29 protein-coding genes are annotated in these 20,302 nt (G+C 70.1%); 5 read left to right on the top strand and 24 right to left on the bottom strand.

Translation table 11 applies throughout. From position 1 onward, the window contains the following. Positions 1-3: 3 nt before the first annotated feature. From rplF to rfbB, 22 genes are all read right to left on the bottom strand, one after another. A complete protein-coding gene (gene rplF / locus ACWEQL_RS18515; protein ID WP_452151326.1) occupies positions 4-543 on the bottom strand; it encodes a 50S ribosomal protein L6 in 540 nt (179 codons plus the stop codon). A gap of 22 nt (positions 544-565) precedes the next feature. Next, on the bottom strand, positions 566-973 hold the full coding sequence (gene rpsH / locus ACWEQL_RS18520; RefSeq protein WP_033213994.1) for a 30S ribosomal protein S8: 408 nt from the start codon (positions 971-973) through the stop codon (positions 566-568). A 284-nt stretch (positions 974-1,257) separates the two neighbouring features. Then, positions 1,258-1,443, bottom strand: a complete 186-nt coding sequence (locus ACWEQL_RS18525) for a type Z 30S ribosomal protein S14 (protein WP_030393303.1) — start codon at positions 1,441-1,443, stop codon at positions 1,258-1,260. Between the two features lie 4 nt (positions 1,444-1,447). Continuing rightward, positions 1,448-2,017 (bottom strand): 50S ribosomal protein L5, encoded by a 570-nt coding sequence (gene rplE / locus ACWEQL_RS18530; RefSeq protein WP_196949335.1) that lies wholly within the window; start codon positions 2,015-2,017, stop codon positions 1,448-1,450. Further along, positions 2,017-2,328: a 50S ribosomal protein L24 gene (gene rplX, locus ACWEQL_RS18535; protein WP_345286354.1), complete on the bottom strand. Its 312-nt coding sequence runs from the start codon at positions 2,326-2,328 to the stop codon at positions 2,017-2,019. The genes rplE and rplX overlap by 1 nt, the downstream gene beginning before the upstream one ends. A gap of 15 nt (positions 2,329-2,343) precedes the next feature. Beyond that, the gene (rplN, locus tag ACWEQL_RS18540) at positions 2,344-2,715 is read right to left on the bottom strand and encodes a 50S ribosomal protein L14 (RefSeq protein WP_030232481.1); all 372 of its coding nucleotides are present in this window, start codon (positions 2,713-2,715) and stop codon (positions 2,344-2,346) included. Positions 2,716-2,817: 102 nt separating this feature from the next. Further along, positions 2,818-3,090, bottom strand: a complete 273-nt coding sequence (gene rpsQ, locus ACWEQL_RS18545; protein ID WP_452151327.1) for a 30S ribosomal protein S17 — start codon at positions 3,088-3,090, stop codon at positions 2,818-2,820. Continuing rightward, positions 3,090-3,314, bottom strand: coding sequence for a 50S ribosomal protein L29 (gene rpmC / locus ACWEQL_RS18550; protein ID WP_030055825.1), 225 nt, complete (start codon positions 3,312-3,314; stop codon positions 3,090-3,092). Before rpmC ends, rpsQ begins: the two co-directional genes overlap by 1 nt. Then, entirely contained in the window at positions 3,314-3,733 is a 420-nt protein-coding gene (gene rplP / locus ACWEQL_RS18555; protein ID WP_030300385.1) for a 50S ribosomal protein L16, read from the bottom strand. Before rplP ends, rpmC begins: the two co-directional genes overlap by 1 nt. Before the next feature lie 5 nt (positions 3,734-3,738). After that, on the bottom strand, positions 3,739-4,560 hold the full coding sequence (gene rpsC / locus ACWEQL_RS18560; protein ID WP_452151328.1) for a 30S ribosomal protein S3: 822 nt from the start codon (positions 4,558-4,560) through the stop codon (positions 3,739-3,741). Further along, positions 4,560-4,907 carry a 50S ribosomal protein L22 gene (gene rplV / locus ACWEQL_RS18565; protein WP_030232471.1) on the bottom strand — a complete coding sequence of 116 codons (348 nt, stop codon included), beginning with the start codon at positions 4,905-4,907 and terminating at the stop codon, positions 4,560-4,562. The genes rpsC and rplV overlap by 1 nt, the downstream gene beginning before the upstream one ends. Before the next feature lie 57 nt (positions 4,908-4,964). Next, on the bottom strand, positions 4,965-5,246 hold the full coding sequence (gene rpsS, locus ACWEQL_RS18570; RefSeq protein WP_035848164.1) for a 30S ribosomal protein S19: 282 nt from the start codon (positions 5,244-5,246) through the stop codon (positions 4,965-4,967). 11 nt (positions 5,247-5,257) lie between these two features. After that, positions 5,258-6,094 (bottom strand): 50S ribosomal protein L2, encoded by an 837-nt coding sequence (gene rplB / locus ACWEQL_RS18575; protein WP_207810337.1) that lies wholly within the window; start codon positions 6,092-6,094, stop codon positions 5,258-5,260. A 45-nt stretch (positions 6,095-6,139) separates the two neighbouring features. Then, positions 6,140-6,457: a 50S ribosomal protein L23 gene (rplW, locus tag ACWEQL_RS18580; RefSeq protein ID WP_030280768.1), complete on the bottom strand. Its 318-nt coding sequence runs from the start codon at positions 6,455-6,457 to the stop codon at positions 6,140-6,142. After that, positions 6,457-7,134, bottom strand: coding sequence for a 50S ribosomal protein L4 (gene rplD / locus ACWEQL_RS18585; protein ID WP_452151329.1), 678 nt, complete (start codon positions 7,132-7,134; stop codon positions 6,457-6,459). Before rplD ends, rplW begins: the two co-directional genes overlap by 1 nt. A 4-nt stretch (positions 7,135-7,138) precedes the next feature. Further along, positions 7,139-7,786 (bottom strand): 50S ribosomal protein L3, encoded by a 648-nt coding sequence (gene rplC, locus ACWEQL_RS18590; protein ID WP_329927665.1) that lies wholly within the window; start codon positions 7,784-7,786, stop codon positions 7,139-7,141. 14 nt (positions 7,787-7,800) lie between these two features. Continuing rightward, positions 7,801-8,109, bottom strand: coding sequence for a 30S ribosomal protein S10 (rpsJ, locus tag ACWEQL_RS18595; RefSeq protein WP_012785157.1), 309 nt, complete (start codon positions 8,107-8,109; stop codon positions 7,801-7,803). A 500-nt stretch (positions 8,110-8,609) separates the two neighbouring features. Next, complete coding sequence (locus ACWEQL_RS18600; protein WP_452151330.1) at positions 8,610-10,421, bottom strand: hypothetical protein; 1,812 nt, start codon at positions 10,419-10,421, stop codon at positions 8,610-8,612. Between the two features lie 223 nt (positions 10,422-10,644). Then, positions 10,645-11,421, bottom strand: coding sequence for a glycosyltransferase family 2 protein (locus tag ACWEQL_RS18605; RefSeq protein ID WP_452151331.1), 777 nt, complete (start codon positions 11,419-11,421; stop codon positions 10,645-10,647). Further along, positions 11,418-11,819 (bottom strand): DUF2304 family protein, encoded by a 402-nt coding sequence (locus tag ACWEQL_RS18610; protein WP_452151332.1) that lies wholly within the window; start codon positions 11,817-11,819, stop codon positions 11,418-11,420. Before ACWEQL_RS18610 ends, ACWEQL_RS18605 begins: the two co-directional genes overlap by 4 nt. A 111-nt stretch (positions 11,820-11,930) precedes the next feature. Continuing rightward, complete coding sequence (locus tag ACWEQL_RS18615) at positions 11,931-13,247, bottom strand: hypothetical protein (protein WP_452151333.1); 1,317 nt, start codon at positions 13,245-13,247, stop codon at positions 11,931-11,933. Then, positions 13,244-14,218, bottom strand: coding sequence for a dTDP-glucose 4,6-dehydratase (gene rfbB, locus ACWEQL_RS18620; RefSeq protein WP_452151334.1), 975 nt, complete (start codon positions 14,216-14,218; stop codon positions 13,244-13,246). The genes ACWEQL_RS18615 and rfbB overlap by 4 nt, the downstream gene beginning before the upstream one ends. Positions 14,219-14,400: 182 nt before the next feature. Between rfbB and rfbA the strand changes: the two genes are divergently transcribed. The 5 genes from rfbA (at position 14,401) to ACWEQL_RS18645 (ending at position 19,322) form a co-directional block, all read left to right on the top strand. Beyond that, on the top strand, positions 14,401-15,276 hold the full coding sequence (gene rfbA, locus ACWEQL_RS18625; RefSeq protein ID WP_452151335.1) for a glucose-1-phosphate thymidylyltransferase RfbA: 876 nt from the start codon (positions 14,401-14,403) through the stop codon (positions 15,274-15,276). Continuing rightward, positions 15,273-15,875 carry a dTDP-4-dehydrorhamnose 3,5-epimerase gene (gene rfbC / locus ACWEQL_RS18630; RefSeq protein WP_452151336.1) on the top strand — a complete coding sequence of 201 codons (603 nt, stop codon included), beginning with the start codon at positions 15,273-15,275 and terminating at the stop codon, positions 15,873-15,875. The genes rfbA and rfbC overlap by 4 nt, the downstream gene beginning before the upstream one ends. A 166-nt stretch (positions 15,876-16,041) precedes the next feature. Continuing rightward, complete coding sequence (locus ACWEQL_RS18635) at positions 16,042-16,944, top strand: glycosyltransferase family 2 protein (protein WP_452151337.1); 903 nt, start codon at positions 16,042-16,044, stop codon at positions 16,942-16,944. 124 nt (positions 16,945-17,068) lie between these two features. Further along, complete coding sequence (locus tag ACWEQL_RS18640) at positions 17,069-18,049, top strand: NAD-dependent epimerase/dehydratase family protein (protein WP_452151338.1); 981 nt, start codon at positions 17,069-17,071, stop codon at positions 18,047-18,049. A 79-nt stretch (positions 18,050-18,128) separates the two neighbouring features. Next, positions 18,129-19,322 carry an acyltransferase family protein gene (locus tag ACWEQL_RS18645; protein ID WP_452151339.1) on the top strand — a complete coding sequence of 398 codons (1,194 nt, stop codon included), beginning with the start codon at positions 18,129-18,131 and terminating at the stop codon, positions 19,320-19,322. On the opposite strand, the gene ACWEQL_RS18650 is transcribed toward ACWEQL_RS18645, so the two are convergent. Together ACWEQL_RS18650 and ACWEQL_RS18655 are read right to left on the bottom strand one after the other, a co-directional pair. Further along, entirely contained in the window at positions 19,312-19,770 is a 459-nt protein-coding gene (locus ACWEQL_RS18650) for a GtrA family protein (RefSeq protein ID WP_452151340.1), read from the bottom strand. The genes ACWEQL_RS18645 and ACWEQL_RS18650 overlap by 11 nt on opposite strands. Before the next feature lie 15 nt (positions 19,771-19,785). Further along, positions 19,786-20,302 (bottom strand): hypothetical protein (locus ACWEQL_RS18655; protein ID WP_452151341.1); only part of this gene is annotated, 517 nt, incomplete at its 5' end.

Here is a 20,302-nt window from a genome sequence, read left to right on the forward strand (position 1 = left end):
CGCTTACTTACCACTCTTTCCGACCTTGCGGCGGATGACCTCGCCCGCGTACTTGACACCCTTGGCCTTGTACGGGTCGGGCTTGCGCAGCTTGCGGATCTTCGCGGCGACCTCGCCGACCTTCTGCTTGTCGATGCCGTCCACGTGGAACTTGGTGGGCGACTCGACCACGAAGGAGATGCCCTCCGGGGCCTCGACCAGGATCGGGTGGCTGTAGCCGAGCTGGAACTCCATGTCGGAGCCCTTCGCAGCGACTCGGTAACCAACACCGCTGATCTCCAGCGACTTGCGGTAGCCCGCGGTCACGCCGGTGATCATGTTCGCCACCAGCGTGCGGGTCAGGCCGTGCAGGGCCTTCGACTGACGCTCGTCGTTGGGGCGGGTGACGGCCAGAGTGCCGTCCTCGCCCTTGCCGATCTCGATCGGCGCGGCGACGAGGTGGGTGAGGGAACCCTTCGGGCCCTTCACCGAGACCGCCTGGCCATCGATGGTGACGTCCACGCCGGCGGGAACCGGGATGGGCAGCCGTCCAATGCGCGACATTGCTGTACCTCCGTTTCCCGAATTACCAGACGTAGGCGAGAACTTCTCCGCCTACGCCCTTCTTGGCAGCCTGCTTGTCCGTGAGGAGACCGGAGGACGTGGAGATGATCGCCACGCCCAGGCCGCCGAGGACCTTCGGCAGGTTGGTGGACTTTGCGTAGACCCGCAGGCCCGGCTTGCTGATCCGCTTGATGCCAGCGATCGAGCGCTCACGGTTGGGGCCGAACTTGAGCTCGATGGTCAGCTTCTTGCCGACCTCGCCCTCGGTGGGCTCCTCAACCTTGTAGGAGGAGATGTACCCCTCCTGCTGCAGGATCTCGGCGACGTGCGCCTTGATCTTGCTGGCCGGCATCGCCACGGAGTCGTGGTACGCCGAGTTCGCGTTACGCAGACGCGTGAGCATGTCTGCGATGGGGTCGGTCATGGTCATGATGGCCTCAGGCCTCTCTCGCCGTGGTTTCTCCGCGCCAGGTCCCCCTTCCGCACTCCGGGGAGTGCGGCAGGGGCACAAGCGCAGGGGACCTGCGACGTAGTAAGACTGGGTGCGAGCCCTCCCTCGAGAGGGCCACGGACGTCCATGGGGAAGCCGTGGCAGGGGGCCCGACCCCACAACCTTACGGGATTCCGTAGGAGAGCCCAAAAACGGGCGGTGTGGGATCGGGCACCTCTGCGTCGCGTACGGTGCCTAGGGCTCCGGTCTCTCCCGGGGGAGGACTACCAGGAGCTCTTGGTCACGCCCGGCAGCTCGCCGCGGTGCGCCATCTCACGGAGGCACACACGGCACAGGCCGAACTTGCGGTACACCGAGTGCGGACGGCCGCAGCGCTGGCACCGGGTGTAGGCCCGGACGCCGAACTTCGGCTTACGCTCGGCCTTCGCGATGAGGGACTTCTTCGCCATTGGCTCACGCCTCCTTGAACGGGAAGCCCAGAGCGCGCAGGAGCGCCCGGCCCTCGTCGTCGGTCTGAGCGGTGGTCACGACGGTGATGTCCATACCGCGCTGACGGTCGACCTTGTCCTGGTCGATCTCGTGGAACATAACCTGCTCGGTCAGACCGAAGGTGTAGTTGCCACGGCCGTCGAACTGCTTCGGGGAGAGGCCACGGAAGTCACGGATACGCGGCAGGGCCAGCGACACCAGACGGTCCAGGAACTCCCACATGCGGTCACCACGGAGGGTGACGTGGGTGCCGATCGGCTGGCCCTCGCGCAGCTTGAACTGCGCGATGGACTTGCGGGCCTTGGTCACGGCCGGCTTCTGACCGGTGATCGCGGTCAGGTCGCGGATCGCGCCCTCGATCAGCTTGCTGTCACGGGCGGCCTCGCCGACACCCATGTTGACCACGACCTTGACCAGGCCGGGGATCAGCATGACGTTCTCGTACGAGAACTGCTCGTGCAGCTGACCCTTGATCTCGGAGTTGTAACGCTCCTTGAGACGGGGGGTCACCTTCTCAACAGTCGTCTCAGACATCAGATGTCCTCACCGGTTCGCTTGGCAACGCGGATCTTGTTGCCCTCGTCGTCGAAGCGGTAGCCAACGCGGGTGACGACCTTCTTGCCGTCCTTCTCCACGACCAGCTGGACGTTGGAGACGTGAACCGGGGCCTCGACGGTGACGATGCCACCCTGGGTGCCCGGACCCGGCTTGGTGTGCTTCTTGACCCGGTTCACACCCTCGACCAGGACCTTGTTCTCAGCGGGGATGGCCTGGATGACCTTGCCCTGCTTGCCCTTGTCCTTGCCGGTGATGACCTGAACCAGGTCACCCTTCTTGATCTTCATGCTGTTCGCCATCGGTTAGAGCACCTCCGGGGCCAGCGAGATGATCTTCATGAACTTCTTGTCGCGCAGCTCGCGGCCCACCGGGCCGAAGATGCGGGTGCCACGGGGGTCACCCTCGGTGTTCTTCAGAACGACCGCCGCGTTCTCGTCGAAGCGGATGTACGAGCCATCCGGACGACGACGCTCCTTGACGGTGCGGACGACGACGCACTTGACGACGTCACCCTTCTTCACCGAGCCACCGGGGATCGCGTCCTTGACGGTCGCGACGATGACGTCCCCGATACCGGCGTAGCGGCGACCGGAGCCACCGAGAACACGGATGCAAAGGATCTCCTTGGCACCAGTGTTGTCGGCGACACGCAGTCGCGACTCCTGCTGGATCACAGCTTTCTCCTGATCGTCAACGAGAGTCGACGGGCCGGCCGCTGCTCACACCGGCGTCCCGGGGGGACCCTGTGCACATACGGCCGTACCTCATCGGCTTCGTTACTTGGCCTTCTCGAGGATCTCGACGACGCGCCAGCGCTTCGTCGCGGACAGCGGGCGGGTCTCCGCGAGGAGGACCCGGTCGCCGATGCCGCACGCGTTCTGCTCGTCGTGCGCCTTCAGCTTGCTCGTGCGGCGGATGACCTTGCCGTACAGAGCGTGCTTGACGCGGTCCTCGACGGCGACGACGACGGTCTTGTCCATCTTGTCGCTGACGACGAGACCCTCACGGGTCTTGCGGAAACCGCGCGTCTCGTTGGTGTTCTCAGTCATCAGGCGTTCTCCACCGTCTCGATGCCCAGCTCGCGCTCGCGCATCAGGGTGTAGATCCGCGCGATGTCCTTACGGACGAGCTTCAGCCGTCCGTGGTTGTCGAGCTGCCCGGTCGCCGCCTGGAAGCGGAGGTTGAACAGCTCCTCCTTGGCCTCACGGAGCTTGGCAACGAGGCCCTCGTTGTCCAGCTCGCGAAGCTCAGCAGCCTTGGTGCCGGCCGACATCAGCTCTCACCGTCCTCGCGCCGGACGATCCGGCACTTCATCGGGAGCTTGTGAGCAGCGCGGGTGAGCGCCTCACGAGCCACCTTCTCGTTCGGGTACGACAGCTCGAACATGACCCGACCCGGGTGCACGTTCGCGATCCACCACTCCGGCGAACCCTTACCGGAACCCATGCGGGTCTCGGCCGGCTTCTTGGTGAGCGGGCGGTCCGGGTAGATGTTGATCCAGACCTTGCCGCCACGGCGGATGTGACGGGTGATCGCGATACGAGCGGACTCGATCTGACGGTTCGTCACATAGGCCGGGGTCACGGCCTGGATGCCGAACTGGCCGAACGCCAGCTCGGTGCCACCCTTCGAAGCGCCACGGCGCTTCGGGTGGTGCTGCTTGCGGTGCTTGACCCGACGGGGGATCAGCATGTCGGTCAGGCCTCCGTTCCGGTGTTCTCGGCAGCCGGAGCCTCGGCAGCCGGGGCCTGGGCCTCGGCAGCGGCGGGACGACGGCCGCGGCCACCGCGCTCGCCACCACGGCGCTCGCCACCGCGGGCGGGACGACCACCCTCGGGACGGGCCGGGCGGTTGCCCGAGCGGGCAGCGGCGTTCTCAGCGCGGACCTCGGCGATGTTCTTGACGTCGCCCTTGTAGATCCAGACCTTCACGCCGATGCGGCCGAAGGTGGTCTTGGCCTCGAAGAAGCCGTAGTCGACGTTCGCACGGAGGGTGTGCAGCGGCACGCGACCCTCGCGGTAGAACTCCGAACGGCTCATCTCGGCGCCGCCGAGACGACCGGAGCACTGGACCTTGATGCCCTTGGCGCCGGACTTCATGGTGCCCTGCATCGACTTGCGCATGGCACGACGGAAGGAGACGCGGGAGGACAGCTGCTCCGCGACGCCCTGAGCCACGAGCTGGGCGTCCAGCTCGGGGTTCTTGACCTCGAGGATGTTCAGCTGGACCTGCTTGCCGGTCAGCTTCTCGAGGTCGCCGCGGATGCGGTCGGCCTCGGTGCCGCGGCGACCGATGACGATGCCGGGGCGAGCGGTGTGGATGTCAACGCGGACGCGGTCGCGGGTGCGCTCGATCTCGACCTTGGAGATGCCGGCGCGCTCCATGCCCTTCGTCATCATGCGACGAATGGCGACGTCTTCCTTGACGTAGTCCTTGTACAGCTTGTCGGCGTACCAGCGGGACTTGAAGTCCGTGCTGATGCCGAGGCGGAACCCGTGCGGGTTAACCTTCTGGCCCATTACCGGGTCCCTTCCTTGCTGCTGACGACCACGGTGATGTGGCTGGTCCGCTTGCGGATCCGGTAGGCACGACCCTGAGCGCGCGGACGGAACCGCTTCAGGGTCGGGCCCTCGTCAACGTACGCCTCAGAGATGTAGAGGTCGTCCACGTTGGAGTGGTTGTAGTTGTGCGCGGCGTTGGCAATGGCGCTGTCGAGCACCTTGCCGACCGGCACGGTGGCGGCCTGCGGAGCGAAACGCAGGACGGCCTGGGCCTCCGTGGCGTTCAGGCCACGGATGAGGTCCACCACGCGGCGGGCCTTCATGGGCGTGACGCGGATGTACCGCGCCTGGGCCCTGGCTTCCATGGTTGTCCCCTTAATGGAGTAAGTCATTGAGTCGTTCTGGCGGTGAAGCTCAGGCGACTAGCGACGCTTCGACTTGCGGTCGTCCTTGACGTGGCCGCGGAAGGTGCGGGTCGGAGCGAACTCGCCCAGCTTGTGGCCGACCATCGACTCGGTGACGAACACCGGGACGTGCTTGCGACCATCGTGAACCGCGATCGTGTGGCCGAGCATGCTCGGGGAGATCACGGAGCGACGGGACCAGGTCTTGATGACGTTCTGGGTACCCGCCTCGTTCTGAGCGTCCACCTTCTTGATGAGGTGGCCGTCGATGAAGGGGCCCTTCTTAAGACTGCGCGGCATCTGACCTGCTCCTAGCGCTTCTTGTTGGTCTTGCGGCGGCGCACGATGAGCTTGTCCGACGCCTTGTTCGGGCGACGGGTACGGCCCTCGGGCTTACCCCACGGCGAGACCGGGTGGCGACCACCGGAGGTCTTACCCTCACCACCACCGTGCGGGTGGTCGATCGGGTTCATGGCGACACCACGCACGGTCGGGCGGACGCCCTTCCAGCGCATACGGCCGGCCTTGCCCCAGTTGATGTTCGACTGCTCGGCGTTGCCGACCTCGCCGACGGTCGCGCGGCAGCGCGCGTCCACCAGGCGGATCTCACCGGAGGGCATGCGCAGGTGCGCCATCTTGCCCTCACGCGCCAGCAGCTGGATGCCGGAGCCGGCCGAGCGGGCCAGCTTGGCACCGCCGCCGGGACGCAGCTCCACCGCGTGGATGGTGGTACCGACCGGGATGTTGCGCAGCGGCAGGTTGTTGCCGGGCTTGATGTCGGCGCCGGCGCCGTTCTCAATCCGGTCACCCTGCGTGATGCCACGGGGGGCGATGATGTAGCGCTTCTCGCCGTCCGCGTAGTGCAGGAGCGCGATGCGCGCGGTGCGGTTGGGGTCGTACTCGATGTGCGCGACCTTGGCCGGCACGCCGTCCTTGTCGTGACGACGGAAGTCGATCACGCGGTAGGCGCGCTTGTGACCGCCACCCTGGTGGCGAGCAGTGACACGACCGGCGTTGTTACGGCCGCCCTTGCTGTGCAGGGGGCGAACCAGCGACTTCTCCGGCGTGGACCGCGTGATTTCTACGAAGTCGGCCACGCTGGAGCCACGACGGCCCGGCGTAGTCGGCTTGTACTTGCGGATGCCCATTTGGCTCTCTCGTCCTCGTCCTTATCGACGATCACGATCCCCTTGTCAGGAGACCGGACCACCGAAGATGTCGATGCGGTTGCCCTCGGCCAGCGTCACGATGGCGCGCTTGGTGTCCTTGCGCTTGCCAAAGCCCGTCTTGGAGCGCTTGCGCTTGCCCTGACGGTTGATCGTGTTGACAGCCTCGACCTTGACCGAGAAGACCGCCTCGACGGCCTGCTTGATCTGGGTCTTGTTGGCGCCCGGCGACACGATGAACGTGTACTTGTTCTCGTCGAGAAGGCTGTAGCTCTTCTCGGAGATGACCGGCTTCACCAGGACGTCACGGGGGTCCGTGAACGTCTTGCTCGTAACGTCGCTCATCAGGCGGCGCTCCCTTCGAGCTCGCCCTCAGCGGCAACGGCCTTGGCGGACGCGGCCGGACCGGCCACGAAACGCTCGAAGGCGGCCTGGGTGAAGACCACATCGTCGGAGACGAGCACGTCGTAGGTGTTCAGCTGACCGGCGTCCAGGATGTGCACGTTCGGCAGGTTGCGAGCGGACTTCAGGCCCAGCTCGTCCGCGCGCTCGACGACCAGGAGGACGTTCTTGCGCTCGGTGATCTTGCCGAACAGGCTCTTGGCGGCCTTGGTCGACGGCGCCTCGGTCGCGGTCACGCCGGTGACGACGTGGATGCGGTTGTGGCGGGCCCGGTCGGTGAGCGCACCGCGCAGGGCGGCGGCGATCATCTTCTTCGGGGTCCGCTGCGAGTAGTCGCGCGGCACGGGACCGTGCACGACGCCACCGCCGGCGAACTGCGGCGCACGGGTCGAGCCCTGACGGGCGCGGCCGGTGCCCTTCTGGCGGTACGGCTTCTTGCCGCCGCCGCGGACCTCGCCACGAGTCTTGGTCTTGTGGGTGCCCTGACGGGCCGCAGCGAGCTGCGCCACGACGACCTGGTGCATCAGCGGAACGCTGACCTTCGCGTCGAAGATCTCGGCCGGCAGCTCGAGGCTGCCGGTCTTGTCGCCAGCCGGCGACAGGATGTCAATGGTGCTCATTTCCTCACAGCCCCTTCGCCGCGGTGCGGACGAGGACGAGGCCGCCGTTCGGGCCCGGGACGGCGCCCTTGATGAGCAGCAGGCCCTTCTCCGCGTCGACCGCGTGCACGGTCAGGTTCTGGGTGGTCACACGCTCGTGACCCATCCGACCGGCCATGCGCAGGCCCTTGAACACGCGGCCCGGGGTGGCGCAGCCACCGATGGAACCGGGCGAACGGTGCTTGCGCTGGGTGCCGTGACCGGCGCCGAGACCACGGAAGTTGTGGCGCTTCATGACACCGGCGAAGCCCTTGCCCTTGGAGGTGCCGGTCACGTCGACCTTGACACCCGCCTCGAACAGCTCGGCGGTGATCTCCTGGCCCAGCGTGTACTCGGACGCGTCCGAGGTACGCAGCTCGACCAGGTGGCGGCGCGGGGTGACACCGGCCTTGGCGAAGTGGCCCGCGAGGGGCTTGTTCACCTTGCGGGGGTCGATCTCGCCGAAGCCGATCTGGACGGCGTCGTAGCCGGCCGGGCTGTCGGCGGTGTGGACCTGGGTCACGACATTGGGCCCAGCCTTGACGACGGTCACCGGAACGATCCGGTTGTTCTCGTCCCAGACCTGGGTCATGCCGAGCTTCTCGCCCAGGATGCCCTTAATCTGCTTAGCCATCTTCGGTGCGCCTCTCAGAGCTTGATCTCGATGTCGACGCCAGCCGGCAGGTCGAGACGCATGAGCGAGTCAACCGTCTTCGGCGTGGGGTCGAGGATGTCGATCAGACGCTTGTGAGTACGCATCTCGAAGTGCTCGCGCGAGTCCTTGTACTTGTGCGGCGAGCGGATGACGCAGTACACGTTCTTCTCAGTGGGCAGCGGCACCGGGCCCGCGACCTGCGCACCAGTGCGGATCACCGTCTCGACGATCTTCTTCGCCGAGGAGTCGATGACCTCGTGGTCGTAGGCCTTGAGCCGGATGCGGATCTTCTGTCCCGCCATGGCTACTTCGTAGTCCTTCGTCTTCTGCTGCTCGTACGGCCGGAGTCGTCCGGGTGGACTCCTCCGGTGGCGCCCCCGGGTGGTTACCTCCGACCCCCGCGCTCGGGCGTGTCGCCCTCTCGCTTGCAAAAAATCCGGAAGAGGTCACCCTCTCGCGGATTTCCCACGGGTTCGGCAGGTCTTGCACCCACCAGGCACCGGGTCGAGGCCCCGCCCACGCTTCCCGGAAGATTCCCGTACGTCCGCCCCGCAGCTGCCGCGGTGTCGACTACACACCACTGCATTCACACACTTCACGTGAACACATGAACGGCCATCACGGGAACGACGAGTACATGGGACTCGCTTCCGGTCCTCCCGGCGGGAGGCGCGCAGCATCGGCACTCAACCGAGCAACTTGGACATACTGCCACACGGAGCAGCCGGAATGCCAATCGGGGCCGGTGAGGTCTCCCTCACCGGCCCCGATCGTCACCGCGCGGGGGAACGCCCGCCACCGGCTACTTCTTCGGCGGGCGGCCGCACACCTGGTCGTAGTTGTTCATGGTGTTGGCGCACCACAGCTTGCCGTTGTCCGGCTCGAAGGTGTACTCGGCGAGCTCCATGTTGATCGGGTTGCAGTCCCGCTTGCCGTTGTACGGCGAGTACTTCGGGCACTTGCCGTTGTCCAGCTGCTGCAGGTGGGCGCGGAGCGCGTCCAGGCCCATGTCCTCGACGGCCGGGTTGGTGGAGGGCATGTAGCGGTTGGCCGACCAGGAGGCGCCCATGGTCGCGAACAGCGCGACCGCGCAGACCAGGCCGGCGGACAGCTGCGCCAGCGCCCGCGGGGAGATCCGGGCCGCCTTGGCCGGGGCCACCTCCTCCAGGGTGCCGCGCACCCAGCCGAAGCCCCGCTCGTAGGTGAGCATGACGCCCATCACGGCGAGGACGATCAGGCAGTAGAAGATGATCCAGGTGGTGCGCGGGTAGAGCTGGACGGCCTGGTTGTGCTCCATGTGCGAGGCGAACCAGAAGCGCAGCAGCCAGGAGCCGATCAGGACGAACGCGGCGGTGCGCACCACGATGTTGCGCAGGCCCAGGCCGATGCCGAGGCCGACGCCGAGCAGCAGCACCACGGCGAAGCCGCTCTGCCCGGCGAGCTCGCCGGCCTGCGGGAAGTTCTGGTAGTTCTGCCCGCCGGCGCGGTCCGAGGCCCAGCCCAGGACGTAGGCCGGGTCGATGTAGGTGTTGATGTAGGCGTAGCGGTCCATGGTGGACGCGCCGAGCCGGACCAGCTGGTAGAGCAACGGGGCGCCGATCACCGCGGCGGTGGCCAGCATCGCGCCGAGGAAGAGCGCCACCCGCTGGAGGGCCCGGCGGCCGCGGCGCCACGGGAAGATCAGCAGGACGAGCAGGAAGGAGCCCGGCGCGGCCCACAGGTACCAGCCGGAGTACCAGAGGAACATCACGCCGAACGCCACGCCGAAGCCGAGGCCCCGCAGCAGCGCCGAGCGGACGGACAGCTCGTCGGCGCGGCGGATCTCGCGGAAGCAGGCGGCCAGCAGCGGCAGCAGCACCAGCATCGAGCCGTGGCTGTAGGGGCGGATCGGGTCGAGGAAGACGATCGAGGTCGGCACGGCCACCGCCATCGCCCAGAACGGGCGCAGCAGCATCCGCCAGGCGACGTACGCCATCGGGCCGACCAGCGCGCTGAGGATCAGCTGGAGGTCCTTGAGGGCGTGGCCGACGCCGGCGATGCCGTTGTGGAAGACCTTGGCCCAGAGCGCCATCAGGGCCGGGAACAGCGGCGGGTAGACGCCCGGCAGGCCCTTGCCCCGGATCATGTCGTTGGCCATGCCCATGAGGTTGCCCGGGTCGCCCTCCTGGCCGCCGAGGCCCCAGGGGGTGCCGTGCAGCGCGACGACGATGCCGCCGGCCACCACGCCGGTGCTCAGGCCGGCCAGGGCGGCGCAGGCGAGGCGCTGGGCGACCTGGTAGTACCGCAGGGTGCCGCGGTAGGCGAGGAAGAGCAGGGCCGCGAGGAGCGGGAGGCCCACGACGGCCGCGTACTGCTGGATCTTGGCGAGTCCGCTGACCTGGCCGACGCGGGTGGTGGGGTTGACGCTGATGTGGGTGCACAGCAGCATGAAGCCGAGCGCCGCGACGACGCTGACGAGGGCCTCCGCGGCCCGCAGCAGCCAGCGGTTCTCGGTCCAGCGCGTCCACCGGGAGCCCGTCCCGGCGGCGATCGGCTTACCGGTGCCGGCGGGTGTCCCCGGGTCGCGTTCCGCGCCGGGGGGGCCGCCGACGACGTCCGGGGCCAGATCCGTCATGTCAAGTTCGCTTCCGTGAAGCGGCAGACTGCCGCAGGTCGGGCCGTCTCACCGGGGCGGGCGAGAGCAGCTGGCGCGGTCCGGGCGGCGCCGGGTGCGCGGTCGTCTCAGGTCGGCCGTCGGGTACGAACGGAGCGGCCGTCGCCGGACACGCTAGCAAGGCGGCTCCGGCCCTCGCCGGTCGCCTTGCGCCACGTGCCCGGCGTCGTCACCGGAACCGGTGTCAGCCGCGGCCGACGAGCTGTCCCTGCGGGGCGGCCGCGAGGGCCTTGCCGCGCAGGGTCTTCAGGTGCGGCGGCATCCGGCGGATCATCGCCAGCAGCAGCACCAGGCCGGCGCGGGCCAGGTAGATCATGGCCTTGACCGGGGAGGCGCTGGGGGTGCCGGTGGTGCGCTCGCGCATGGCGACCGGCACCTGGCGGATCACGAAGCCGCAGCGGGCGGCGCCGACCATGCTCTCGATGGTGTCGCCCAGGTACTCGACCGGGTACCACTGGGCGAAGAACTCGATCATGGTCTTGTTGCAGGCCTTGAACCCGGACGTGGTGTCCGTCAGGCGGGTGCGGGTGATCTGGGAGAGCACCACGGAGAGCAGCTTCATGGCCCACTTGCGGGGCCCGCGGACCTTGTAGCTGCCCTCGCCGTCGAAGCGGGCGCCGATGACGAGGTCCGCCTCCTCCAGCTTGGCCAGCAGGGCGGGCACGTACGCGGGGTCGTGCTGGCCGTCCGCGTCGCACTGCAGCGCGACGTCGTAGCCGTGCAGGTGGGCGTACCGGTAGCCGAAGCGCATCGCGCCGCCGACGCCGAGGTTGTACGGCAGCTGGGCGACCCGGGAGCCGCAGGCCGCGGCCACCGCGGCGGTGTTGTCCACCGAGCCGTCGTCGACCACCAGGGTGTCCACGCCGGGGAGCTTCTGCTGGATCTCGCGGAGGATCTTGGGCAGACCCTCGGACTCGTTCCAGGCCGGCAGGATGATCAGTACCCGCTTGCCGTCGATCATGCCCTCACCTCGGGGTCGTTCGTGCCGCTCGCCGGGTTGTCGGCCCCGGCCACCGGGAAGCCGTGGTGCTCGGCCAGATGCGCGCGCATCATCGCGATGTCCTCGGCCAGGGTGCGGGTCTCGGCCTCCAGGCGGGACGCCTCCCAGCTCAGGTGGAGCGAGACCAGCAGGACCAGCACGAAGCCGGCGAAGAGCACCAGGCTGACGCCCGAGGCGATGCCGAGCCGGCGGGCGGTCGAGTCCAGGATCGTGGGGAAGAAGCCGAGCGGCGCCACGACGACACCGATGGCGAGCCAGATCGCCGCGTACTTCTCCCGGAGTTGCTGTCGGCGCAGCAGCTCCAGGATGTAGACGAGCACCAGCACGCCGGTGATCGAGGTGATGACGGAGAGTTGCACGACTGGGGGCGCCTTTCAGCGGCAGTGGCGTGGCCAAAGGGTACGGACATATTAGAGGCGTGGCGTTCGCCCATCGCAGTCGCCCAGTGTGCTAGGCCCGGTCAGGAGGGGTCAGACCTCTGACGAGTGACGTGCCGCCAGCGGAGCCCTCGGCTCCGCCACGGCCGTGGCCGGAGCGGCGAGCGAGCGGGCCAGCGCCCATAGCATGGCAGCCGCGCTCACCCCGGCACCAGCCAGGTAGGCGAGTTCGACCCGCGAGGCGATCCCGCCGGGCGCCATGGTGACGGCGACCAGCACCACGGTGCCCGCCAGCCAGCCCAGCAGCTGCCGCTGGTGACGGCCGAGCGACAGCAGCGCCTGCCCGAACACCGTGGCGAGCATGTAACAGAGCGTGCCCAGCACCAGCCAGAGGAAGTCGCTCGCCCCCAGGACGTCCTGCGCCTTGAAGAGCAGCCGGATCGCCCACGGGCCGAGCAGCACGGTCGGCAGCCCGGCCGCGGCGCACATCAGCACGACGATGCCGCCGGTGCGCAGCAGGACCTTGCGGAACTCCGCGTGGTGGCCGGCCGCCGCGGCGCCGGAGAGCGAGGAGACCAGCGACGCCTGGATCGCCGCGTAGGCGAACAGCGGCACCCGGGCCAGCACCACCGCGTTGAGCAGCGCGGCGATCAGCGCCTTGGAGGACGGCGAGAGCACGCCGACGCTCACCACCGCGGCGTTGACCATGAGTTGGGCGAGCAGGGTGGAGCCGGTCAGCAGGCCGAGACCGGTGGTGACCTCCCGCCAGGCAGGCGCCGCGCCGCCGCGGCGGTCGGCGGCCACCTTGCGCATCCCGATCACGGAGGCGAGCAGCGGCGCCGCCACCAGGATCAGGCCGAAGGCGGCCGCGGAGTGCGCGCCGAACAGCGGGATCAGCGCGGCCAGGCCGATCCGCAGCCCGCCGTCGACGGCCAGCTGGGTCCCGTACGCGCCGAAGTGGCCGAGGCCGGCCAGCACGCCGCGGGCCACCGAGCTGACGGCCAGGCCCACCAGGGCCCCGCCGAGGGCGGCGACCAGGCCGAGGTCGCCGGAGAAGAGGCGGTCGGCGATCGGACGGGCCGCCGCGGCGATCACCGCGAGGACCGCGGTCAGCACCCCGGCCGTGACCAGCAGGATCCTGCGCACGGCCGGCCCGGGGCCGTGGCCGGCCACGTCCCGGGCCGCCACCAGGCGGGTCAGCTCCAGCTCCACCGGCGAGAACAGCCCGTACCCGACGGACATGACCACGGTCCAGAGCATCGAGACGCCCGCGACCTGGGTGGTGTCCAAGCTGTGCCCGGCCAGGGCCAGGAAGATGTACGAGGAGACGCCGAGGACGACGGTGCCGCCGGCGACGAGGCGCACGCCCGGGGGCAGCGCCCCCAGCAGCTTGGCCACCGGGTTCGTCATCGCAGCGCGGCCTTGGCCTTCAGCGGCTCCCACCAGGCGCGGTTCTCGCGGTACCAGGCGATGGTGGCGGCGAGGCCGTCCTCGAAGCGCACCTGCGGCTCGTAGCCGAGCTCCTCGCGGATCTTGCTGATGTCGATCGAGTAGCGCAGGTCGTGGCCCTTGCGGTCGGCGACGTGGTCGACCATGTCCCAGCCGGCCCCGGCGGCCTCCAGCAGCAGGCCGGTGAGCTCCTTGTTGGTGGCCTCGGTGCCGCCGCCGATGTTGTAGACCTCGCCGGCGCGGCCGCCCCGCATCACCAGCTCGATGGCCCGGCAGTGGTCCGAGACGTGCAGCCAGTCGCGGACGTTGCCGCCGTCGCCGTACAGCGGCACCTTCTTGCCGTCGATCAGGTTGGTGGTGAAGAGCGGGATGACCTTCTCGGGGAACTGGTAGTGCCCGTAGTTGTTGGAGCAGCGGGTCACCACGACGTCCATGCCGTGCGTGCGGTGGTAGGCCAGCGCCAGCAGGTCGGAGGAGGCCTTGGAGGCGGAGTACGGGGAGTTCGGGGCCAGCGGCCAGGTCTCGGTCCAGGAGCCCTCGCTGATCGAGCCGTACACCTCGTCGGTGGAGATGTGCACGAAGCGGCCGACGCCGTGCTTGCGGGCGGCGTCCAGCAGGACCTGGGTGCCGACCACGTTGGTCAGCACGAACGGGCCGGCGCCCGCGATCGAGCGGTCCACGTGGGACTCGGCCGCGAAGTGGACGACGACGTCGTGGCCGGGCATGACCTGGTCGACGGCGTCGACGTCGCAGATGTCACCCCGGACGAAGGAGTAGCCGCTGTGGCCCGCCACCGACGCCAGGTTGGCCTCGACGCCCGAGTAGGTGAGCTTGTCGAAGACGGTGATCTGATCCGTTGCGTCGGCGCCGAGCAGCTGGCGGACGAACTCTGAACCGATGAAGCCGGCGCCGCCGGTGACGAGGATGCGCATAGTGCGGGCAGTCTACCGGTGCCTTCCCGGCCCTCCGCCCTGGGTCGACCGGCCGCCCGCGGCCCCGGCCTGCGGCCCCGCGACGGCCCCGGCCTGCGCCGGGACCGGCCGGACACCCCCCGGCGGCCGGCGGGGGCGACGCGCGGAACCGGCCGGTCCGCGGGTCACATAAGCTGCGGGGCATGCGTGGAATCCTCTTGGCGGGCGGCACCGGGTCACGACTGTGGCCGCTGACCCGAGCAGTCTCGAAGCAGCTCCTCCCGGTCTTCGACAAGCCGATGATCTACTACCCGCTGTCGACGCTGGTCATGGCCGGCATCAGCGAGATCCTGATCATCACCACTCCGCAGGACCAGGAGCAGTTCCAGCGCCTGCTGGGCGACGGCTCCCAGCTGGGCCTCAAGCTGGAGTACGCCGTCCAGGAGAAGCCCGAGGGCATCGCGCAGGCGTTCGTGCTCGGCGCGGACTTCATCGGCGACGAGCCGGTCGCGCTGATCCTCGGCGACAACATCTTCCACGGCAGCGGCCTCGGCACCCGCCTCGCGCAGCACACCGAGCCGGTCGGCGGCCGCGTCTTCGCCTACCCGGTGGCCGACCCGACCGCGTACGGCGTCGTCGAGTTCGACGAGGCCGGCCAGGTCATCTCCATCGAGGAGAAGCCCGTCCAGCCGAAGTCCCGCTACGCGGTGCCCGGCCTGTACTTCTACGACAACCGCGTCGTCGAGATCGCCGCCGGGCTGACCCCGAGCGCCCGCGGCGAGCTGGAGATCACCGCCGTCAACGAGGAGTACCTCAAGGCCGGCGAGCTCCACGTGACCACCCTCGACCGCGGCACCGCGTGGCTGGACACCGGCACCTTCGTCTCGATGGTGCAGGCGTCCGAGTTCGTCCGGGTCATCGAGGAGCGCCAGGGCTTCAAGATCGGCTGCATCGAGGAGGCCGCCTGGCGCGCCGGCCTGATCGACGCCGCCCGGCTGCGCGAGCTCGCCGAGCCGCTGCGCAAGAGCGGCTACGGCGACTACCTGATCGCCCTGCTCGACGAGGAGGCCGCGCGATGAGGTTCCGTGAGCTCTCCACCCTCCCCGGCGTGTTCGAGGTCACCCCGCAGCAGCACGGCGACCCGCGCGGCCTGTTCATGGAGTGGTACCGCTTCGACCGGCTGGAGGAGGTCGTCGGCCACCCCCTGCGGCTCGCCCAGGGCAACCTCTCGGTGTCGGCCAAGGACGTCGTCCGCGGCATCCACTTCGCCGACGTCCCGCCCGGCCAGGCCAAGTACGTCAGCTGCGTGCGCGGCGCCGTCCTCGACGTGATCGTGGACCTGCGGGTCGGCTCCCCGGCCTTCGGCCGCTGGGAGTTCGTCCGGCTCGACGACGTCGAGCGCAGGTCCGTCTACATCCCCGAGGGCTTCGGCCACGGCTTCTGCGCGCTCACCGACGACGCCACGCTGTCGTACGTCTGCTCCGAGACCTACAACCCGACCGGTGAGCACGCCGTGCACCCGCTCGACCCGGACCTCGGCATCGAGTGGCCCACCGACGCCCCGCAGCTGTCCGCCCGCGACGACGCCGCTCCCTCGCTGGCCGACGCGATCGCCTCCGGTCTGCTGCCGGACTACGAGAAGTGCCTGGCCTTCACCGAGGGCCTGCGCACCCGCTGATCCCGCGCGATGCCCGGGCCCGCCGCCCCTCGGCGGGGCCCGGGCATCGTCGTACCGGGCGGGCGGCGGCCCGGCGGGCGCCGGGGAGGGGCTCAGTATGATGGGCCAGCCGCAGGGTCTCTGCCCTGCTCCCGGCCCCGACCAGACCAGCGGATGTGCCCCCCTCATGACCACACTGGAAATCCTGCTTCCGTACTACGGCGACGTCGCGCTGATGCAGGCCGCGGTGCACAGCGTGCTGGCCCAGACCGACGGGGACTGGCGGCTGACCGTCGTCGACGACGGCCGCGAGCCCGGGGTGCCGGAGTGGTTCGCCGCCCTCGGCGACGACCGGGTGCGGTACTTCCGCAACGAGCGGAACCTCGGCGTGACCGGCAACTACCGCAAGTGCCTGGGCATGGCCGAGCACGAGTACATGATGTTCATGGGCACCGACGACATCATGCTGCCCAACTACGTCGCCACCATCCGCTCGATCCTGGCCCAGCACCCCGGTGTCGCGATGATCCAGCCGGGCGTCCAGGTGATCGACGGCGACGGCAGGCCCAGCAGCTCGCTCGCCGACGAGGCCAAGCGCCGGATCTACGCGCCCAGGCAGCAGGGCCGCGTGCTGATGGGCGGCGAGGACCTGGCCGTCAGCCTGCTCAAGGGCAACTGGCTGTACTTCCCCTCGATCTGCTGGCGCACCGAGGCCATCAGGAGCACCGGCTTCCGCGACAACCTGGAGATCATCCAGGACCTGGCACTGGTCATCGACCTGCTCCAGGCCGGCGAGCAGATGGTCGTCGACGACGTCCGGGCGTTCCAGTACCGCCGCCACGCGGTCAGCATCTCCTCCTCGTCCGCCTTCAGCGGCACCCGCTTCACCGAGGCCCGGCGCTACTTCCTGGACGCCGCCGACCGCCTCGACGAGCACGGCTGGCCGCGCGCCGCCAAGGCCTCCCGGCTGCACCTCTCCGCCCGCATCCACGCGCTGACCCTGGTGCCCGGCGCCGTGCGCGCCGGCCAGTGGGACGGCGCCCGGACGCTGCTGCGCAACGCCACCAGCACCGCGGGCAAGCCCCGCTGAGCCGGTAGGCCCCGCCGATCCGTCGGGCCCCGCCGGGCCCGCCTCCCGTCGGCGCCCGCCCCCACCGGGCCGCGCCGACCACGCCCCTCCCCCGCTGAGCCCCTCCCGCTAGGAGTCCCGCACCATGACCGCTCCGCACACGGCCCCGGCCCGGGTGGCCGTCCTCGGCGGCACCGGCTTCATCGGCCGGGTGCTCGGCGCCCGCTTCCAGGAGCAGGGCGCCGAGGTCCTGTCCCTGGCCCGCAAGGCGCCCGAGCTCCCCGCCCCCGGCCGCTTCGCCGCCTTCGACCTGTGCGCCTCCGAGCCCGCCGAGCTCACCGCGCTCCTGGAGCGCGAGCGGATCGACACCGTGGTCAACGCCGCCGGCGGCATGTGGGGCCTGAACGACGCGCAGATGCACGAGGCCAACGTCGTCCTGGTCGAGCGGCTGGTCGAGGCGATCGGCGCGATGGCCGTCCCCGCCTGGCTGATCCACCTCGGCACCGTCCACGAGTACGGCCTGGTGCCGGTCGGCGTCAGCCAGCACGAGGCGGACACCGCCGCCCCGGTGATGGAGTACGGCCGGCTCAAGCTGATCGCCACCGAGACCGTGGTGCGGGCCGTGGAGGCCGGCCGGCTGACCGGCACCTCGCTGCGGCTGGGCAACGTGGTCGGCGCCGGACAGCCCGGCCACAGCCTGCTCGGCGTGATGGCCGCGAAGCTCGACGAGGCCCGGCTCGCCGGCGAGAAGGCCGCGCTGTCCCTGCAGCCGCTCACCGCGCAGCGCGACTTCGTCGACCTCACCGACACCCTGGACGCCATCGTCCTGGCCGCCGAGGCGCTCGCCGCGGGCCGGGCCGTCCCGCCGGTGGTCAACGTCGGCACCGGCACGGCCTCCTCCGCCCGCCACCTGGTCGAGCTGCTGATCGAGGAGAGCGGCGTGCCGACCGGGATCACCGAGGTCCCCGCGCCGGACGGCGCCGGCCCGGAGACCGAGTGGCAGCAGCTGGACGTCACCCTCGCCCGCGAGGCGCTCGGCTGGGCCCCCCGCCGCTCGCTGCGCGAGGCCGTCCGCGCGCTCTGGCAGGCCCAGGTCTCCCGCCAGGGCGTGTCCGACAAGCCTTAAGACGTGCCTCCGGGCCCGGCCCCGCCCCGGTGGCGGCCGGGCCCCGCCCGCCGTACCGGCCCGCCACCCCCGGGGAGTCATGAGCCGACGCCGCCTCCCACCGCCGACCCCCCGCCCCCGCGGAGCCCGTACGCACGGCACGCTGGCGCGGCTGTGCGGCGGCCGGGCCAACTCCTTCGGCGCGCTGCGCCTGCTGCTCGCCGTGGCCGTCGTGGTCTCGCACGTCTACCCGGTCGGCTGGGGGCGGCTGGACCCGCTGTGGGAGTGGAGCGGTCAGCGCACCGACCTCGGCAAGACCGCCGTCCTGGGCTTCTTCGCGCTCTCCGGCTTCATGATCACGGGCAGCGCGGCCCGGCTCGGCCCCGGCCGCTACCTCTGGCACCGCGCGCTGCGCCTGCTGCCCGGGCTGGCCGCCTCGCTGACGATCTGCGCGCTCGTCCTGATGCCGGCGCTCTACCTCCACCAGCACGGCTCCCTCGACGGCTTCTGGGGCCGACCCGACGGCCCGGCCGCGTACCTGACCAGCCTCGGCAGCGCCTCCCCCACCACCGGCTGGGACGTCTCCGGGGTGATAGCCGAGGGCGTGCGGGCCGGCACCAACTTCGACCGCAGCCTCAACGGCGCGCTGTGGTCCCTCAAGTACGAGGTGCTCTGCTACCTGCTGGCCGGGCTGATCGCCGCGCTCGGGCTGCTGCGCCGACGGGTGGTGCTCGCGGCCGCCGCGGCGCTGTGGCTGCTCACCGTCTCCGGCCTGGCCGATCTGCCCTCGCCCGCCAGCCCGCTGGCCGGGCCCGCGCTCGACCTGCCCGGCGTGGGGCGGCTGAGCGGTTACCTGCTGGTCCACCTGGGCCTGGTGTTCCTGCTCGGCGCCGCCCTGCGGCTGTGGGCCGACCGGGTGCCCGTCCACGACGGGCTGGCGCTGGCCGCCGCGCTCGCCTTCGTCGTCACCCTGCGCCTCGGCGCCTTCCCCGAGCTCGGTCACCCGGCCCTGGTGTACCTGCTGCTGTGGGCGGCGGCCCGGCTGCCGGCCTGGTGCCAGGCGATCGGGCGGCGCCACGACTACTCGTACGGGGTGTACGTGTACGGGTTCCCCGTCGAGCAGGCGCTCGCGCTGATCGGCGGCGCCTCGCTGGGCACGGCGGGCTTCCTGGCGTGCGCACTGACCGCGACCGGGGTGCTGGCCGCGTTCTCGTGGCACTACGTCGAGGAGCCGGCCCTGCGGCTGCGCGACCGTTCCCTGCCGGGCCCGCGGGCCCGGACGGTCAGTCCTTGAACACCCAGACCTTCATCAGCAGGAACCGCGCCACCGTGGCCAGGCCGTTGGCCACGATCAGTCCGCCGACCTCGACGACCTTGGAGGCGTCGGGGGCGGCGAGGTCCAGCAGCGCCAGCACGCCGGCGCTGAGCCCCAGTCCGATCAGGAAGGCCACCGCGCCCTGGAGCTGGTGACGCAGCGCGCCCTGGGAGCCGGTGATGCCGAAGGTGAACCGGCGGTTGGCCGCGGTGTTGGCGACCGCGCTGACCGCCAGCGCGATCAGGTTCGCCGCCTGCGCGTCGACGAACAGCCGCGCGACCACGTACAGGCCGAGGTAGAACAGCGTGCTCAGCACGCCGATCACCAGGAACGACGGGATCTGCCGCTTGACCGTGCCGGCCGGCGCGGCCGGCTCCTCGCGTACGGCCCCGGCCGGCTTCTCCGTGGAGACCATCTGATTGTCCATGCTTCCGTCGTCGGGTCAGGAGAGCTCGTACACGGCCATCCGGCCGTTGTCGTAGACCGGGGTGGCCAGCGTGCCCAGCAGCGGTGACTCCGGCGCCACCTTGCGGTTGACCACCACGTAGCGCACCTTGTACCGGTCGTGCAGCCGGTCCAGGATCTGCGCCGTCGGGTGGTAGACCGCGTCGTCGTTGAGCTTCAGCAGCTCCTGGTCCCAGAAGGTGCCGGACTTCTCCGACATCAGCCGCGGCGAGTACGCCCAGCCCTCCACCAGCACCGAACGCTCGGAGTAGGCGCTCAGGTAGAAGGAGAGGGAGTTCCAGCAGACCGCCTTGGGATCGGCGAAGTCCGTCTCGGAGCGGCAGTGCGCGTTGGTGGCCAGCACGTCGGCCGGCTCGCTGTGGGCGCGCACCCAGCGGGCGGCCTGCACCTGACTGGCCGGCAGCGGCCAGGCGCCCTCCCAGGGGGTCTGCCGGGACTGCTCGACGTCCAGCAGCAGGGCCGGCGCTGCGCCGGCGGGGCGGCGTGGTGCTGCT

The organism is Kitasatospora sp. NPDC004240, from assembly GCF_053603215.1.

Excerpts from the sequence above, each read along its gene's own strand:
- ACWEQL_RS18640 (WP_452151338.1), top strand. The coding sequence starts at position 17,069 with ATGACCGCTCCGCACACGGCCCCGGCCCGGGTGGCCGTCCTCGGCGGC.
- ACWEQL_RS18525 (WP_030393303.1), bottom strand. The coding sequence starts at position 1,443 with ATGGCGAAGAAGTCCCTCATCGCGAAGGCCGAGCGTAAGCCGAAGTTC.
- rpsC (WP_452151328.1), bottom strand. The coding sequence starts at position 4,560 with ATGGGCCAGAAGGTTAACCCGCACGGGTTCCGCCTCGGCATCAGCACG.
- rplX (WP_345286354.1), bottom strand. The coding sequence starts at position 2,328 with ATGAAGATCAAGAAGGGTGACCTGGTTCAGGTCATCACCGGCAAGGAC.
- rfbA (WP_452151335.1), top strand. The coding sequence starts at position 14,401 with ATGCGTGGAATCCTCTTGGCGGGCGGCACCGGGTCACGACTGTGGCCG.
- rpsH (WP_033213994.1), bottom strand. The coding sequence starts at position 973 with ATGACCATGACCGACCCCATCGCAGACATGCTCACGCGTCTGCGTAAC.
- ACWEQL_RS18635 (WP_452151337.1), top strand. The coding sequence starts at position 16,042 with ATGACCACACTGGAAATCCTGCTTCCGTACTACGGCGACGTCGCGCTG.
- rplE (WP_196949335.1), bottom strand. The coding sequence starts at position 2,017 with ATGTCTGAGACGACTGTTGAGAAGGTGACCCCCCGTCTCAAGGAGCGT.
- ACWEQL_RS18615 (WP_452151333.1), bottom strand. The coding sequence starts at position 13,247 with ATGACGAACCCGGTGGCCAAGCTGCTGGGGGCGCTGCCCCCGGGCGTG.
- ACWEQL_RS18600 (WP_452151330.1), bottom strand. The coding sequence starts at position 10,421 with ATGACGGATCTGGCCCCGGACGTCGTCGGCGGCCCCCCCGGCGCGGAA.
- ACWEQL_RS18650 (WP_452151340.1), bottom strand. The coding sequence starts at position 19,770 with ATGGACAATCAGATGGTCTCCACGGAGAAGCCGGCCGGGGCCGTACGC.
- rpsJ (WP_012785157.1), bottom strand. The coding sequence starts at position 8,109 with ATGGCGGGACAGAAGATCCGCATCCGGCTCAAGGCCTACGACCACGAG.
- rplV (WP_030232471.1), bottom strand. The coding sequence starts at position 4,907 with ATGGAAGCCAGGGCCCAGGCGCGGTACATCCGCGTCACGCCCATGAAG.
- rplF (WP_452151326.1), bottom strand. The coding sequence starts at position 543 with ATGTCGCGCATTGGACGGCTGCCCATCCCGGTTCCCGCCGGCGTGGAC.
- rpsQ (WP_452151327.1), bottom strand. The coding sequence starts at position 3,090 with ATGACTGAGAACACCAACGAGACGCGCGGTTTCCGCAAGACCCGTGAG.
- rfbB (WP_452151334.1), bottom strand. The coding sequence starts at position 14,218 with ATGCGCATCCTCGTCACCGGCGGCGCCGGCTTCATCGGTTCAGAGTTC.
- rplD (WP_452151329.1), bottom strand. The coding sequence starts at position 7,134 with ATGAGCACCATTGACATCCTGTCGCCGGCTGGCGACAAGACCGGCAGC.
- rpmC (WP_030055825.1), bottom strand. The coding sequence starts at position 3,314 with ATGTCGGCCGGCACCAAGGCTGCTGAGCTTCGCGAGCTGGACAACGAG.
- rplB (WP_207810337.1), bottom strand. The coding sequence starts at position 6,094 with ATGGGCATCCGCAAGTACAAGCCGACTACGCCGGGCCGTCGTGGCTCC.
- ACWEQL_RS18645 (WP_452151339.1), top strand. The coding sequence starts at position 18,129 with ATGAGCCGACGCCGCCTCCCACCGCCGACCCCCCGCCCCCGCGGAGCC.
- rpsS (WP_035848164.1), bottom strand. The coding sequence starts at position 5,246 with ATGCCGCGCAGTCTTAAGAAGGGCCCCTTCATCGACGGCCACCTCATC.
- ACWEQL_RS18605 (WP_452151331.1), bottom strand. The coding sequence starts at position 11,421 with ATGATCGACGGCAAGCGGGTACTGATCATCCTGCCGGCCTGGAACGAG.
- rplC (WP_329927665.1), bottom strand. The coding sequence starts at position 7,786 with ATGGCTAAGCAGATTAAGGGCATCCTGGGCGAGAAGCTCGGCATGACC.
- rplP (WP_030300385.1), bottom strand. The coding sequence starts at position 3,733 with ATGCTGATCCCCCGTCGGGTCAAGCACCGCAAGCAGCACCACCCGAAG.
- rplW (WP_030280768.1), bottom strand. The coding sequence starts at position 6,457 with ATGAGCGACGTTACGAGCAAGACGTTCACGGACCCCCGTGACGTCCTG.
- rfbC (WP_452151336.1), top strand. The coding sequence starts at position 15,273 with ATGAGGTTCCGTGAGCTCTCCACCCTCCCCGGCGTGTTCGAGGTCACC.